Source organism: Pseudomonas sp. S04 (genome assembly GCF_009834545.1).
In the GTDB taxonomy this organism is placed as follows: Bacteria; Pseudomonadota; Gammaproteobacteria; order Pseudomonadales; family Pseudomonadaceae; genus Aquipseudomonas.
Window position 1 is genome coordinate 5,400,476 of record NZ_CP019427.1, and the last position, 15,478, is coordinate 5,415,953.

Annotated in this window: 14 protein-coding genes; 8 read left to right on the top strand and 6 right to left on the bottom strand. The window is 62.0% G+C overall.

Annotated features, from left to right (window positions below):
- Nucleotide 1 precedes the first annotated feature (1 nt).
- Together PspS04_RS24130 and PspS04_RS24135 are read right to left on the bottom strand one after the other, a co-directional pair.
- Nucleotides 2-718, bottom strand: coding sequence for an LrgB family protein (locus PspS04_RS24130; protein WP_095166287.1), 717 nt, complete (start codon nt 716-718; stop codon nt 2-4).
- A complete protein-coding gene (locus tag PspS04_RS24135; RefSeq protein ID WP_095166285.1) occupies nt 715-1,077 on the bottom strand; it encodes a CidA/LrgA family protein in 363 nt (120 codons plus the stop codon). Before PspS04_RS24135 ends, PspS04_RS24130 begins: the two co-directional genes overlap by 4 nt.
- 183 nt (nt 1,078-1,260) lie before the next feature.
- Between PspS04_RS24135 and PspS04_RS24140 the strand changes: the two genes are divergently transcribed.
- The 3 genes from PspS04_RS24140 (at nt 1,261) to PspS04_RS24150 (ending at nt 4,207) form a co-directional block, all read left to right on the top strand.
- Nucleotides 1,261-1,716: a MaoC family dehydratase gene (locus PspS04_RS24140; RefSeq protein ID WP_095166283.1), complete on the top strand. Its 456-nt coding sequence runs from the start codon at nt 1,261-1,263 to the stop codon at nt 1,714-1,716.
- A gap of 103 nt (nt 1,717-1,819) precedes the next feature.
- Nucleotides 1,820-3,538, top strand: coding sequence for a C13 family peptidase (locus PspS04_RS24145; RefSeq protein WP_095166281.1), 1,719 nt, complete (start codon nt 1,820-1,822; stop codon nt 3,536-3,538).
- 27 nt (nt 3,539-3,565) lie between these two features.
- Nucleotides 3,566-4,207, top strand: a complete 642-nt coding sequence (locus PspS04_RS24150; protein WP_095166279.1) for an oxidoreductase — start codon at nt 3,566-3,568, stop codon at nt 4,205-4,207.
- Between the two features lie 7 nt (nt 4,208-4,214).
- Here the strand turns inward: PspS04_RS24150 and PspS04_RS24155 are convergent, their stop codons facing one another.
- From PspS04_RS24155 to mpl, 3 genes are read right to left on the bottom strand one after another with little or no spacing between them, the layout of a single operon-like run.
- The gene (locus PspS04_RS24155) at nt 4,215-4,499 is read right to left on the bottom strand and encodes a YceK/YidQ family lipoprotein (protein ID WP_159998131.1); all 285 of its coding nucleotides are present in this window, start codon (nt 4,497-4,499) and stop codon (nt 4,215-4,217) included.
- Nucleotides 4,492-5,124, bottom strand: coding sequence for a flavin prenyltransferase UbiX (gene ubiX / locus PspS04_RS24160; protein WP_095166275.1), 633 nt, complete (start codon nt 5,122-5,124; stop codon nt 4,492-4,494). The genes PspS04_RS24155 and ubiX overlap by 8 nt, the downstream gene beginning before the upstream one ends.
- The gene (gene mpl / locus PspS04_RS24165; RefSeq protein ID WP_159998133.1) at nt 5,121-6,470 is read right to left on the bottom strand and encodes a UDP-N-acetylmuramate:L-alanyl-gamma-D-glutamyl-meso-diaminopimelate ligase; all 1,350 of its coding nucleotides are present in this window, start codon (nt 6,468-6,470) and stop codon (nt 5,121-5,123) included. The genes ubiX and mpl overlap by 4 nt, the downstream gene beginning before the upstream one ends.
- A gap of 190 nt (nt 6,471-6,660) precedes the next feature.
- Here mpl and PspS04_RS24170 point away from each other — a divergent pair, with 190 nt between their 5' ends.
- Entirely contained in the window at nt 6,661-7,785 is a 1,125-nt protein-coding gene (locus PspS04_RS24170) for a molecular chaperone DnaJ (RefSeq protein WP_159998135.1), read from the top strand.
- Nucleotides 7,786-7,808: 23 nt separating this feature from the next.
- Here PspS04_RS24170 and PspS04_RS24175 read toward each other — a convergent pair whose 3' ends face one another.
- Complete coding sequence (locus tag PspS04_RS24175) at nt 7,809-9,719, bottom strand: sigma-54-dependent Fis family transcriptional regulator (RefSeq protein ID WP_095166269.1); 1,911 nt, start codon at nt 9,717-9,719, stop codon at nt 7,809-7,811.
- A 358-nt stretch (nt 9,720-10,077) separates the two neighbouring features.
- On the opposite strand from PspS04_RS24175, the gene exaC reads away from it, so the two are divergent.
- The 4 genes from exaC to eutC all read left to right on the top strand — a co-directional run bounded on the left by exaC (nt 10,078) and on the right by eutC (nt 15,395).
- On the top strand, nt 10,078-11,598 hold the full coding sequence (gene exaC, locus PspS04_RS24180) for an acetaldehyde dehydrogenase ExaC (protein WP_095166267.1): 1,521 nt from the start codon (nt 10,078-10,080) through the stop codon (nt 11,596-11,598).
- 187 nt (nt 11,599-11,785) lie between these two features.
- Nucleotides 11,786-13,066, top strand: a complete 1,281-nt coding sequence (eutH, locus tag PspS04_RS24185) for an ethanolamine utilization protein EutH (RefSeq protein ID WP_095166265.1) — start codon at nt 11,786-11,788, stop codon at nt 13,064-13,066.
- Between the two features lie 98 nt (nt 13,067-13,164).
- On the top strand, nt 13,165-14,559 hold the full coding sequence (locus PspS04_RS24190) for an ethanolamine ammonia-lyase subunit EutB (protein WP_095166263.1): 1,395 nt from the start codon (nt 13,165-13,167) through the stop codon (nt 14,557-14,559).
- A gap of 11 nt (nt 14,560-14,570) precedes the next feature.
- On the top strand, nt 14,571-15,395 hold the full coding sequence (gene eutC, locus PspS04_RS24195) for an ethanolamine ammonia-lyase subunit EutC (protein ID WP_095166619.1): 825 nt from the start codon (nt 14,571-14,573) through the stop codon (nt 15,393-15,395).
- Nucleotides 15,396-15,478 lie beyond the last annotated feature (83 nt).

Sequence of the window (15,478 nt, forward strand, 5' to 3'; positions counted from 1 at the left end):
CTTACACCACCATCGACACCGCCAACGGCAACAACACCGCCGTGGCCACACCCATCAGGCTCATCGCCAACGCGGCAAACGCACCGCACTCTTCACTTTCCTGCAGGGCTACTGAAGTGCCCACCGCATGAGCGGTCATGCCCAGGGCCATGCCGCGGGCCTCGGGGCCATGGACGCCGAGACGATCGAGCAGCGCCGGGCCGAAAATCGCCCCGATCACCCCGGTGATCAGCACAAACACCGCCGCCAACGCCGCCACGCCACCGATCTGCTCGGCCACCAGCATGGCAATGGGCGAGGTCACCGACTTCGGTGCCATAGTCATCAGAATCATGTGTTCGGCGCCAAACCACCAGCCCAGCAACACGCACAGGCCGGTAGCGACCACCCCACCTACCACCAGCGTAGTAAAAATCGGCCAGAACAGTTGGCGAATGCGCCGCAGGTTGAGGTACAGCGGCACCGCCAGGGCCACCGTCGCCGGCCCCAGCAGGATGCTGAGGATTTCCGTGCTTTTACGGTACTCGGCATAGGTCAGGCCACAGGTGAGCAATACGCCAATCACCAGCAGCATGGACACCAGCACCGGCTGCAGGAAGATCCAGCGGGTTTTCTCGAACGCCGCCAGCACCAACTGATAAGCCCCCAGGGTAATGCCGATCCCGAACAACGGGTGATGGATCACTGCCGCCACCGCGCCCTGCCAGTCAAACATCATGAGCGCTCCTCCCGTCGAGCCTGGCGCTTGACCAGCCATTGCATCAGCACCCCGGCAAAGGCCATGGACAGCAGCAACGACAGCACCAATGCGCCGGCGATCGCCCAGAAGTCAGCCGCGATATCCGCGGCATACACCATCACCCCCACCGCAGGCGGGACCAGCAGCAACGGTAGATAGCGCAACAAGCTGCCGGCAGCCAGGCTCAGTGGCTCGCCGACTTCGCCGCGCATGATCAGGTACACCAGCAACAGCAGCAGGCCGATAATCGGCCCCGGCAGCACCGGCAACAACAAATGGTTGATGGCCGTGCCGAGCAATTGAAACAGCACCAGCCAGGTCAGGCCGCGAAGCAACATGAATCATCCCCCCACAAAACTCGCCCCCCAAAACGGGCCTGCCATTATAAGCATGGCATCTGCTATGCATGGGTATTCGCCAATGGTATGCAAGCTTGACCGGCACCCGTGGCCATGATGATCTAAGGTGGTTCCTGATCCCTCAAAAAAAATATAAAACCGATGAACCCAAGGAGAGTCTCAATGCCCTATGTACCCGTTGCAGAGCTCAAGAATTATGTCGGCAAGGAACTCGGACGTTCCGAATGGCTCACCATCGACCAGGAGCGCATCAACCTGTTCGCTGAAGCCACGGGCGACTTTCAGTTCATCCACGTTGACCCGGTAAAAGCCGCACAGACACCATTCGGTAGCACCATCGCCCACGGTTTCCTGTCGCTGTCGCTGATTCCCAAACTGATGGAAGACATCATGGTCCTGCCCCAGGACTTGAAAATGGTCGTCAACTACGGCCTCGACAGCGTGCGCTTCATCCAGCCGGTGAAAGTCGATTCAAGGGTCCGGCTCAAGGTCGAACTGACCGACGTCACCGAGAAAAAACCCGGCCAATGGCTGCTCAAGGCCACCGCCACCCTGGAAATCGAAGGCCAGGAAAAACCGGCCTATATCGCCGAACCCCTGTCACTGGCGTTCGTGTAACCCCTGCCGGATGCGGAGCAGTTACTGCTGTTTCGCACCGCGTCTCTATTTATCAGGCACATAGCTGCGGCATACTCGGTCGCCTAATCACCCGGATCCTGCTATGCGCTTACTTGCACCCCTCGCATTGACCCTGTTGCTCACCGCCTGTGGCGACGGCGAATCGCTGTTGCCGCCGGACGCGCGCCTGCCTGACGGCGGACGCTATCGGGGCGACCTGGTCGACGGGCTGCTGCAAGGCCAGGGTCGCATCGACTACCCGAACGGCAGTTGGTACGCCGGCCAGTTCGACAAAGGCCAATGGCATGGGCAGGGCGAGTGGCACGGCAGCAATGGCGAGGTCTACCGCGGCGCCTTCCAGCAAGGGCTGTTCCATGGCCAGGGCGCCCTGACCACCAGCGACAGCAGCTACACCGGCGGCTTCAAGCTGGGGCGGCGCGACGGCGAGGGCACGCTCAAGGAAAACGGCATGACCTACCGGGGCGAATTCAAGGCCGACCAGTACTCCGGACTCGGTCGCCTGGAACTCGAAGACGGCAGCCAATACCAGGGCCAGTTCGCCCACGGCAAACCCAATGGCCAAGGCCAGCGCAGCGATGTCAGCGGCAATCAGTTCAGCGGCCACTTCATCAACAGCCAACTGGACGGCATTGGCAGCTTCAACAGCGCCGAAGGCGACAGCTATGTCGGCGGCTTCAAACAGAATCAACTGCACGGCAAGGGCCGCTACGAAAACGCCGACGGCGACGTGTGGATCGGCCAGTTCAAGGAAGGCGCGCTCAGCGGCAAGGGCGAGCTGATCGGCGCTGACAACAGTCACTACCTCGGGCACTTCAGCGACTGGCGCTTCACCGGCCAGGGGCGCCTGAACCTGCCCGATGGCAGCTTCTACGTCGGCCAGTTCGACAACGACAGCTATCAGGGCCACGGCACGCTGGTACTGACCGACGGCACGGTGCAGAGCGGCGACTGGATCAATGGCCAGCGCGTGCGTGATGCCGACGGCAAATTGCTGCCCGACACCCTGGAGCTGGGCCTGCTGGCCCAGGGCCGCCTGCTCGATGAAGCGCTGGCCAATGTGCCTGCCTCAACTCCCGCGATCGAGCTGTACAGCCTGACGCTCGGCGGCGACGGCAAGCAGAGCGTATTCCTGCGCGAGTCCGACTACGTCAGCAACATGCTGGCCAGCCGTTTCGGCGCCTACGGCCAGATCCGCCTGGTCAACCACCGCGACCACCTCGGCGACCGGCCCATGGCCACCCGCGAAAACCTGCGCCGCGCCGCCCTGACCCTGGCCGAGCGCAGCGGTCCAGAAGATTTGCTGTTCATCTACCTGACCAGCCACGGCACCCACGAACACGAACTGGTGCTCGACCAACCGCGCATGGAACTGGCCGACCTGCCCGCCGATGAGTTGGCCGCCGTCCTGGCACCGCTGAAAAACCGCGACAAGATCATCGTGATTTCCGCCTGCTACTCCGGAGGTTTCCTACCAGCCCTCAAAGACGAGCGCACGCTGGTCATGACCGCCTCGCGGGCTGACCGTGTGTCGTTCGGCTGCTCCGAGGAAGCGGACTTCACCTACTTCGGCGATGCCCTGTTCGCCCAGGCACTGAACCAGACCGACGACCTCGAACAAGCCTTCAAGCTGGCCAAGGCCACGGTTGCCGAACGGGAACTGGCAGACAACTTCGAAGCTTCTGAACCACAGATCTGGGCACCCAAGGGGGTTCTGGCGCGCTGGCAGGCACTGCGCAAGCAGCAAGCACGAAAAGCGCTGCAAAATGCGGCGTTGAACAACACGGATGCAAAGAGCAACTAAGCTGAACAGTATCAAGGGAGAAACACTATGTACTTGACGCCTCAGCACGTACTGCTCGCTGGAGCCACCGGCCTGACCGGTGAACATTTGCTCGACCGGTTGCTCAACGAGCCCACCATCAGTCGCGTACTGGCGCCCTCTCGCCGACCGCTGGCGGAACACCCGCACCTGGAAAACCCAGTCGGCGACCCTACCGTGTTCCTGCCTCAACTCAATGGCCGGGTAGACATCGCCTACTGCTGCCTGGGCACCACGATCAAGCAGGCCGGTTCGGAACCGGCATTTCGCGCGGTCGACCTGGACATGGTGGTGGCTTTCGCCAAACGGGCGCGCGAAATGGGTGCACGACACCTGATCGTGATCAGCGCCATCGGCGCGGACCCAAAATCCTCGGTGTTCTACAACCGCGTCAAAGGGGAAATGGAGCAGGCCCTGCGCGCGCAAGACTGGCCGCAGCTGACCATCTGCCGGCCCTCCCTGCTGCTGGGCGAACGTCTTGAGCCACGCCTGGCCGAGCAACTCGCCGGTCCGCTGTCCAGGCTGATCCCGGGTAAATACCGTGGCATCGAAGCCTGCCAACTGGCCCGCGCCATGTGGCGCCTGGCGTTGGAGGAGCAGGACGGGATACGGGTGGTGGAATCGGACGAACTGCGCAAGCTGGGCAAGTAGCCCTGCGCTACAACCCGCCCGTCGCCTGAAACCCGACCCCAAGCACCGTCAACACCGACAACGGCAGCAACAGTGTGTCGAGCAAGGCACTGGCCGGCAGGTCGAGGCCTGGATAACTTGGGGCTTCGGCACCAAATCGATCCTTGGCACAACAACCACCCTGTAGCGCATACCAGTCCAGGCGCGCCCCGGAATACACCACCGGAGCACCCGGTTGCGCGGCATCCAGGGTGCGCACGCTGGCACAACCGGCCAGTTGCAAGGCCAGCAGCACCAGCAGCAGCTTACTCATCACTGCTCAGATGGTGTTCGCCCCAACGCGGCAGCATGTCCTGCGGGATGTTCAACACATTGAGAATCCGCGCCACGACAAAATCCACCAGGTCATCGATGGTCTGCGGCTGATGATAGAAACCCGGCGACGCCGGCAGGATAGTCACGCCCATGTTCGACAGCTTGAGCATGTTTTCCAGGTGAATGCTCGAATACGGCGCCTCGCGCGGCACCACAATCAACTGCCGGCGCTCTTTCAACGTCACGTCGGCGGCACGTTCGATCAGGTTGTTGCAGGCGCCCATGGCGATGGCGGACAAGGTCCCGGTCGAACAGGGCACCACCACCATCGCGGCCGGTGAGCCGGAGCCCGAGGCCACCGGCGACATCCAGTCTTCCTTGCCATACACCCGAATCTGCCCGGCGACCGCACCGGTGTATTCGGTGAGAAAGGCCTGCATCATCTGTGGCTTGGGCGGCAGCGTGACGTCAGTCTCGGTAGCCAGTACCAACTGTGCGGCCTTGGAGATCAGGAAATGCACCTCACGGTCTTCGCGCACCAGGCAATCGAGCAGGCGCAAGCCATACTGGGCGCCTGAAGCGCCCGTCATGGCCAGCGTGATGCGATCCGGACCGTTGTTCATTTAAGCGCCTCGGCCAGCTTGCCGTGCAGGCCGCCGAAGCCGCCATTGCTCATGATCACCACGTGCGTGCCCGGTTGAGCCTGGCTCTGGACCCGCGCAATGATGCCGTCCAGCGAATCGCTGACGATCGACGGCACCGTACACAGCGCCGCGGTGCCCGCCAGGTCCCAACCCAGGTTGGCCGGGGCGTACCAGATCACCTGGTCGGCATCGACCACGCTTTCCGGCAGTCCGTCACGGTGCGCGCCGAGCTTCATGGAGTTGGAACGCGGCTCGATGATGGCAATCAGCGGTGCGTCGCCAATGCGCTTGCGCAGGCCGTCCAGGGTGGTAGCGATCGCCGTCGGATGGTGGGCAAAGTCGTCGTAGATGGTGATGCCGTTGACCTGGGCCACGACTTCCATGCGCCGTTTGACACTCTTGAACGCGCTCAGCGCCGCAATGCCCATGGCCGGCAGCACGCCGACATGGCGTGCTGCCGCCAGGGTCGCCAAGGCGTTGGCGACGTTGTGCTGACCGGTCATGTCCCAGTCGACCACGCCCTGCGCGACGCCCTCGAACAGCACTTCGAACTTCGAACCGTCTTCGCTGAGCAATTTGACCTGCCATTGCCCGCCGGCACCGGTGGTTTGCACCGGGGTCCAGCAGCCCATCTCGACGACCCGCTGCAACGCCGGCTCAGTGGTCGGATGAATCACCAGGCCTTCGCTCGGGATGGTGCGCACCAAGTGGTGGAACTGGCGCTCGATCGCTGGCAGATCGGGGAAGATGTCTGCGTGATCAAACTCAAGGTTGTTGAGGATCGCAGTGCGCGGGCGGTAGTGGACGAACTTCGAACGCTTGTCGAAGAAGGCGCTGTCGTATTCGTCAGCCTCGATCACAAAAAACGGCGTGTCGCCCAGGCGCGCCGAGACCGAGAAATTCTGCGGCACGCCGCCGATCAGGAAGCCCGGGCTCATGCCCGCGTGCTCCAGCACCCAGGCGAGCATGCTGCTGGTGGTAGTCTTGCCATGGGTGCCGGCAACCGCCAGCACCCAGCGCCCTTGCAGCACATGGTCGGCCAGCCACTGCGGGCCCGAGACGTACGGCAAACCTTTGTTCAAGACGTACTCGACCGCCGGGTTACCGCGGGACATGGCATTGCCGATCACCACCAGGTCCGGGGCCGGGTCGAGCTGGGCCGGGTCATAACCCTGCGTCAGTTCAATGCCCTGAGCCTCCAGTTGGGTGCTCATCGGCGGATAGACATTCGCGTCGGAGCCGGTCACGCGATGGCCCAGCTCTTTGGCCAGAACCGCCATCGAGCCCATGAAAGTGCCGCAGATACCCAGGATATGAATGTGCATAGTCAACCTCGTAAAACATCGAGGCAGGTTAGCCTAGGGTGGGAAAAATCGCACCTGATGTTTAAACGGGCGAGTCACTGCACCCTATTAAACGACTGAACATTCAGAATCTGCCTGCGACCCTGTACAACACCGATGCCGCTGATAATCTTGGCATCCCTCACGCTTGAGTGATCGCCGGAGACCGCCCATGAGCAAAACCACCTACGACCTGAGTATCTCCCCAGACAAAGGTCCCAAAAAATTGTCTGCCGGGCAGCGAAAATTCAATGAGCTGGTGAAAAAAATCGACAAACAACGGCAGATCCTGCAAGCGTGGGAAGCGGCCACCGCGCTTTATGAGCAGCGCTGGCACAGTGAGTTCGTGCCCCAGCTCGACATCCTGCATCAACACACGGTCGGGTTCGTGCAACTTCTGAGCGACCTGGGCGAGCGAATCAAACTCTCGAAAACTGATCGCAAGACGCTGACCCAGGAAATTTGCGGCCAAGCCTACGCCCTGCTTGATAGCGGCAATTGCAGCGAAGAGGAGCAAGTGCGCTTGAAAGCGCTGTACAACCAGCACAGTGGCCGTGACTTCGATACCGATGAGGAAGAAGACAACGAGTTTCTCAAACTGGGACTGCAGGAGATGTTCGGGGTCGAGCTCGACGACGATATCCAGGGGCTATCTCCCGACGACATCGCGCAAAAAATAAATGAGCGCTTGCAGAGCGAACAACCTGAGCCAAACAAACCTGGCAAGAAAAACGCCCACCAGCTACGCCAGGAAGCAGCCGCCGCCGAGGCCAGCCAGTCCGTGCGCGAGGTGTACCGCAAACTGGCCAGCGCCCTGCACCCAGACCGAGAAACCGACCCTGACGAGCGCGAGCGCAAAACCGTGTTGATGCAGCGCGTCAACCATGCCTATGGCCAGCGCAATCTGCTTGAGCTGCTGCAACTACAGCTGGAGTTGGAGCACATCGATGCAAGCACCCTCAACACGCTGACTGCTGATCGACTGAAACATTACAACCGCGTATTGACCGAGCAACTCGATGAACTAAAACAGGAAGTATTCGATCAGGAGCAAGGATTCAAACTGCAGCTAAATCTCGACCCGTTCGACAAACTGACACTGGCGAACCTGCCTGGTTTTTACCAGCAGCAACTCGACTCGGTCCTGGATGATATTCAGGAACATATTCTGCTCGGCGAAGAGCTGAATGATCCCAAGAACCTGAAAGCCTGGCTCAAGGCACAGAGGGACTATGAGCGCGAAATGGAAAAATCACTCAACAACGACCTGTTTTTCGACGACCCGTTCTTTCGCTGAACAGCCGTCACTTCAGCCAACACCTAACGGGTTATCCCGTGCTTGCGCAGCTTTCTATAGAGGGTATTGCGACTGACCCCCAACTGTTCGGCCGCATGGGTCATGTGCCAGCGCTGTTGTTCCAGGGCATTGAGCAAGGCCAGGCGCTCGGCATCGTCGAGTGGAAACTCGACCGGCGCCGGTGCACTGCTCGATGCCGGACGAGCCTGGCGAATCATCGCCGGCAAGTCCTCCACACCGATGCGCCCCTCTTCACACAAGGCTGCCAAGGTCCGCAGCACCGTGCGCAACTGCCGCACGTTGCCTGGCCAGGCAAACCCGAGCAACGCCTGGCGCGCCGGAGCATCAATCAACACCGCCTCGCCACCCGCCTCTTCGGCCAACAGAAAGTCCAGCAACTGGGATTTATCACTGCGCTCACGCAGGGGCGGCAAACCTACCTCCAGGCCATTGAGCCGGTAATACAGGTCTTCGCGAAAGCTGCCATCCTGCACCCGCTCCAGCAAGTCACGGTGAGTGGCGCTGATGATCCGCACGTTGACCGCCTGCGGCTCGCCACCAATCGGCACCACCAGCCGGTCCTCAAGTACCCGTAACAAGCGGGTTTGCAGGGCCAGGGGCATGTCGCCGATTTCATCCAGGAACAAAGTCCCGCCATCGGCCTGCTGCAGCTTGCCGCGCATGCCTTCCTTGCGTGCGCCGGTGAAACTGCCGCCGCGATAGCCGAACAGCTCGCTCTCGATCAGGCTCTCAGGAATGGCCGCGCAATTGAGCGCGACAAAGGCTTTGTCGGCACGCTGGCTGGCCTGGTGCACGGCCTTGGCAAAGGCCTCTTTGCCTGAACCGGTCTCGCCATTGATCAACAGCGGCACATCACGTTCGAACACCCGCAGGGCTTTGCGAAAATCCGCCTGCAAACCTTCATCGCCCAGGCAAATACCGGCCAACCGCGGCCGCTCGGCAACCCTCTGCGCCTGCGCAACCGGGGCGGGCACACTGCGCGGCTGACCGCGCAACAGGGCAAACAAGGCCCGGCCGTCGCGGGTGCGCAGTGGCCAACTGGCGCTGGCGTTGACGCTGGCGCGAGACATCAGTTGATCCAGCGAACAGTCGAAAAAGGCCTCCACCGGCTTGCCCACCAGGCCGCCGCGAATATGCCCCAGCAGGTTCAACGCGCTCTGGTTGACCGCACTGATGCGCCCTTCCCCGTCAAATGCCAGCAGCCCTTCGCTGAACAACCCGACCGACTCGGCCTGCAGGTGAAAGCGCAGCAACCACTGGTTGTCGAAGTGGCGCAGGAAGTAGCAGCTCTCGATCATTTTCGCCGAGAGATTGACCAGCGCCATGGTGTGGAACTGGCTCTGGCGCGAAACGTCATGGCGCGCCGAGGAAACGTCGAGCACCGCCAGCAGCTCGCCATGGGGGTCGAACACCGGGCTGGCCGAACAGGTCAGGCCCGTGTGGCGGCCGCGAAAGTGTTCATCCTGGTGGATGGTCAGCGCCTGGCGCTCCACCAGGCAGGTGCCGATTCCGTTGGTGCCTTCGCAGGCCTCACTCCAGTCGGCGCCGAGCCACAGGCCGGCGCGCTCGAAGATCTTGCGCTCGGTGGACGCCGTGACACAGTTGAGAATCACCCCACGGGCATCGGTCAACAGCACCGCGTGCCCGGCACCGCTGAGTTGCTGATGCAGGCTGTTCATTTCTCCGCCGGCAATCTGCAGCACCTGCTGCAGGCGCTCGCGACTTTCCAGCACCCGACCATGCTCCAGCACCGTGGGCGCGATGGCCAATGCCGGATCGAGATGATAGTCCTCCAGGCATCGCAGCCAGGAACGGGCGATGGACGGATCGCTGCCCGGACCGTGCAACTGGTTCTTGCCCTGGGTCACGGTCAAGACCTGTTGGGCATGGCGACTTAAATGGTTGCTGTGCATTTCTTATTGTTCTCCCCGAGGGTCAGGTCCGCAGAACGGTCGTAACCCCCGTGTCCCCTATCTTGTGCCTGGTTCAGGCGAGTGCTTCGCCCTCTCATGCAGCCGAGCATCCTCCAGCCCGGCGCGCATTGCAATGCCAGCGAGACCGACCGGTCACGCGCTGTGCCACAAACGGTACAAAGTGTCACACGCCCCGTATCGCATCTGGCACAGCCTGCAAGCAAGGCCCCGCCGCCGACTGCGCAAACCCTTGATTTACAGGCACCACAAGGCACTGGCCCGACCTTTGCTCTAGGCTTGTACCAGCGCTTATTGCGCGTACTCCCCTATAAGCACAAAAGCCAAGGAGACACTCATCATGCGTTACGCTCACCCCGGTACTGAAGGCGCTATCGTTTCGTTCAAAAGCAAATACGGTAACTACATCGGCGGCGAGTTCGTCGCGCCTGTCAAAGGCCAGTACTTCACCAACACCTCGCCGGTCAACGGCCAACCGATTGCCGAATTCCCCCGCTCCACGGCCGAAGACATCGAAAAAGCCCTGGACGCGGCCCACGCCGCGGCCGATGCCTGGGGCAAGACCTCGGTCCAGGACCGCTCCCTGGTGCTGTTGAAAATCGCCGATCGCATCGAGCAGAACCTCGAAGTGCTGGCAATCACCGAATCCTGGGACAACGGCAAGGCCGTGCGCGAAACCCTGAACGCCGACATCCCGCTGGCAGCGGATCACTTCCGCTACTACGCCGGCTGCATCCGCGCGCAGGAAGGCAGCTCTGCGGAAATCAACGAACACACCGCCGCCTATCACTTCCACGAACCGCTGGGCGTGGTCGGCCAGATCATCCCGTGGAACTTCCCGATCCTGATGGCTGCCTGGAAACTCGCGCCGGCCCTGGCTGCCGGTAACTGCGTGGTGCTCAAGCCGGCCGAACAAACGCCGCTGGGCATCAGCGTGCTGCTGGAACTGATCGGCGACCTGCTGCCACCGGGCGTGTTGAACGTGGTGCAAGGGTTCGGCAAAGAAGCCGGCGAGGCCCTGGCCACCAGCAAGCGCATCGCCAAGATCGCCTTCACCGGCTCGACCCCGGTCGGCTCGCACATCATGAAATGCGCCGCCGAAAACATCATTCCGTCGACCGTGGAACTGGGCGGCAAGTCGCCGAACATCTTCTTCGCCGACATCATGCAAGCCGAAGAATCGTTCATCGAAAAAGCCGCCGAAGGCCTGGTGCTGGCGTTCTTCAACCAGGGTGAAGTCTGCACCTGCCCGTCTCGCGCCCTGGTGCAAGAGTCGATCTACGACGATTTCATGAAAGTCGTGATGAAGAAGGTCCTGCAAATCAAGCGCGGCGACCCGCTCGACACCGACACCATGGTCGGCGCCCAGGCGTCCGAGCAGCAATTCGACAAAATTCTCTCCTACCTGGAAATCGCCAAGGGCGAAGGCGCCGAGCTGCTGACCGGTGGCAAGGTGGAAAAACTCGAGGGCAACCTGGCGACCGGCTATTACATCCAGCCGACCCTGCTCAAGGGCACCAACAAAATGCGCGTGTTCCAGGAAGAAATCTTCGGCCCAGTGGTGAGCATCACCACCTTCAAGGACGAAGCCGAAGCCCTGGCCATTGCCAACGACACCGAGTTCGGCCTCGGTGCCGGTCTCTGGACCCGCGACATCAACCGCGCCTACCGCATGGGCCGAGCGATCAAGGCCGGTCGCGTGTGGACCAACTGCTACCACCTGTACCCGGCGCACGCCGCGTTCGGTGGCTACAAGAAGTCCGGCGTCGGCCGTGAAACCCACAAGATGATGCTCGATCACTACCAACAGACCAAAAACCTGCTGGTGAGCTACGACATCAACCCGCTGGGCTTCTTCTGATCCAACCTCCCGGCGACTTCGGTCGCCGGGACTGACCTGTACCGGCAAGACTCTTTTTTCATGCAGTGCATTCGGCCCCCTTCGGCGGCCGGACGCACGGCTGCAAGCAGAAAATCGCAAAAGCCCGCGCACCTTTGGTTAAACACAGCGTCCGCGCAGGAAAACAACAATAAGAAAGGAAACCGCAATGGATCAGATCGGCAACTACGTGCTCTATCTCATCATGTTCTGCGCCGTACTCGGCGCCTTCGCGGCGATCTACAACAGCGATGAAGGACTTGGTAAAGAATTCATGGAAGGCATTCACGCCACCGGGCACATCTTCGTGCCGGCGGCGGGGATCATGGCGTCCATCCCCTACCTGACCGTGGTCATCGAAAAAGCCTTCGGGCCGTTCTTCAGCTCCCTGGGCGCTGACCCGGCACTGGCGGCGACCATGATCATCGCCTCGGACATGGGCGGTTATCACCTGGCCTCGGCCCTGGCGGCCAGTAAAGAAGCACTGGTCATGGCGCTGATCACCGGCTTCATGGGCGGCGCGACCATCGTGTTCTCCATTCCCATGGGCCTGGCGATGCTCGACAAGCGCGACCACAAGTACATGGCCCTGGGCATCATGTCGGGCATCCTGACTATCCCGCTGGGCGTGCTGATTGCCAGTGTCATCCTCGCGTTCAGCAACCCGCTGGTGCGCGACCTGGTGTCGACCAACGGCGAAGCCACCTATCAATTGGCCCTGGGCCTGGGCAGCATCTTCGCCAACCTGCTGCCGATCCTGATCTTCGTCGTGGCCCTGGCCCTGGGCCTGCGTTTTCTGCCCGACCTGATGATCAAGGGCTTCATCATCTTCGGGCGCACCCTGGACGCCGCGATCAAGCTGGTCCTGGTGTTCTCCATCGTCGAGTACTTCACCGGCGTATTCACCCTGGTGTTCGGCAGTTGGGGGTTCCACCCGATCATCGCCGACGCTGAAGACCAGACCCGCGCCCTGGAAACCGCTGGCTACATCGGCATCATGCTGGCCGGTGCCTTCCCGATGGTCTATCTGCTGCGCAAGTACCTGGGCAAGCCGCTGGAAAGCCTGGGCAGCAAGATCGGCCTGAGCGCCGTTGGCAGTGCCGGCATGCTGGCGACCATCGCCAACATCCTGGCCATGTTCCGCCTGGTGCGTTTCATGCCGCCAAAGGACAAAGTGATCAACATTGCCTTTGGCGTGTGCGCGGCCTTCCTGCTGGGCGACCACCTGTCCTTCACTGCCAACTTCCAGCCCACCATTATTCTTCCGGTGCTGATTGGCAAGATAAGTGCAGGTTTCATTGCCGTGGGCTTGGCGTATTGGCTGTCGGTACCCAAGGCCTTGCAACTGGAAGCCGAGGACCGCGCCGCCGGGATCATTGCCAAGGGCGAATACCTGGGACTGCCGCTGCCGGAAACCCTGCACCCCGATGGCACCAAGGCAACGGCCTGAGTCTGCTGCATTGAAGTGCGCTGCCCACGCCGAGCGTGGCATGCTCAGCCACGGCCGGCCCCGGGCAGCGCACTGTCCTATTTGAAACGGAGACTGAAATGGCAAGTTTTTCCCATAGCGTGGGCGCCCAGACCTACCGCTTCGACGACCTCAAGGACGTCATGGCCAAAGCCAGCCCGGCACGCTCCGGAGACTTCCTGGCCGGTGTCGCCGCGCAGAACGACGGTGAGCGGGTAGCGGCGCAAATGGCCCTGGCGGATATCCCGCTCAAGCACTTTCTGCAAGAAGCGCTGATCCCCTACGAGACCGATGAAGTCACCCGGTTGATCATCGACACCCACGACGCCAACGCCTTTGCCACCGTCAGCCACCTGACCGTCGGCGGCTTTCGCGACTGGCTGCTCAGCGACGCCGCCGACGAACACAGTCTGCGTGCGCTGGCCCCCGGCCTGACGCCAGAAATGGCCGCGGCCGTGTCGAAAATCATGCGCGTGCAAGACCTGGTGCTGGTGGCGCAGAAAATTCGCGTAGTCACCCGCTTTCGCGGGACCCTGGGCCTACGCGGTCGCTTGTCGACCCGGCTGCAACCCAACCACCCCACCGACGAGCCGGCCGGTATCGCGGCGAGCATTCTCGACGGCCTGCTGTACGGCAATGGCGACGCGATGATCGGCATCAACCCGGCCACGGACAGCATCGCCTCGATCTGCGCCATGCTGGAAATGCTCGACGCGGTGATCCAGCGCTACGAAATACCGACCCAGGCCTGCGTCCTGACCCACGTCACCACCTCCATCGAGGCGATCAACCGTGGCGTGCCCCTGGACCTGGTGTTCCAGTCGATTGCCGGCACCGAAGCCGCCAATGCCAGCTTTGGCATTAGCCTGAGCGTGCTCCAGGAAGGCTACGACGCCGGACTGAGCCTCAACCGCGGCACGCTGGGGCAAAACCTGATGTATTTCGAGACCGGCCAGGGCAGCGCGCTGTCGGCCAACGCCCACTTCGGCCTCGACCAGCAAACCTGCGAGACCCGGGCCTATGCCGTGGCACGGCATTTCAAGCCATTCCTGGTCAACACCGTGGTCGGTTTCATCGGCCCGGAGTACCTGTACAACGGCAAGCAGATCATCCGCGCCGGCCTGGAAGACCACTTCTGCGGCAAGTTGCTCGGCGTGCCCATGGGCTGCGACATCTGCTACACCAACCACGCCGAAGCCGACCAGGACGACATGGACACCCTGCTGACCCTGCTGGGCGTGGCCGGGATCAACTTCATCATGGGCATCCCCGGCTCCGACGACATCATGCTCAACTACCAGACCACCTCATTCCATGACGCCCTCTACGCGCGCCAGACCCTGGGCCTGAAACCGGCCCCGGAATTCGAGGCATGGTTGGCGAACATGGGTATTTTCACGCAGGGTGACGGCAAGGTCCGGTTCGGCAACAACCTGCCGCCGGCCTTCCGCCAGGCCCTGGCGCAACTGGGATGAAAGAGGTGCTCATGGAACAACCACCGATCGACCCGCAGAACCCCTGGCTGGAACTGCGCCGCCTGACCCCCGCGCGCATCGCCCTGGGCCGCTCCGGCACCAGCATGCCGACCGGTGCCCAACTGGATTTCCAGTACGCCCACGCCCAGGCCCGTGACGCCGTGCACCTGCCCTTCGATCACGCCGGGCTGAGCACGCAGTTGGCCACAGCCGGACGCGCCAGCCTGCTGCTGCACAGCGCCGCCAGCGATCGGCATAGCTACCTGCAGCGCCCGGACCTGGGGCGCAAACTCTCCGAGCACTCGGCGCAAACCCTGCGTGAATATGCCGAGGCCCACCCAGGCGGGGTCGACCTGGCCGTGGTGGTGGCAGACGGCCTGTCGGCACTGGCGGTACATCGGCACACCCTGCCCTTCCTGGCGCGCATGGAAGAACAGACCGAGGCCGAGGGTTGGTCCCTGTCGCCGGTGATTCTGGTGGAACAAGGTCGGGTCGCCGTGGCCGACGAAATCGGCCAGTTGCTGGGAGCCAAAATGGTGGTGATCCTGATCGGCGAACGCCCCGGCCTCAGCTCGCCCGACAGCCTCGGCCTGTATTTCACCTACAACCCCAAGGTCGGCCTGACGGACGCCTACCGCAACTGCATCTCCAATGTCCGCCTCGAGGGTCTGAGCTACGGCATGGCCGCCCACCGCCTGCTGTACCTGATGCGCGAGGCCTGTCGCCGGCAGCTATCGGGCGTCAACCTGAAAGATGAGGCGCAACTGCAGACTATCGAGTCAGAAAACGACGCACAAACCAGCTCCAATTTCCTGCTCGGTCCGCAGAAACCCTGAGTCTACTGCGCATTGCGTTTTAGTCGCGCTTTGAGGCAGAGTCGACGAACGGCTGCCCGAGTGATGGATCAATTGCCGTCAAA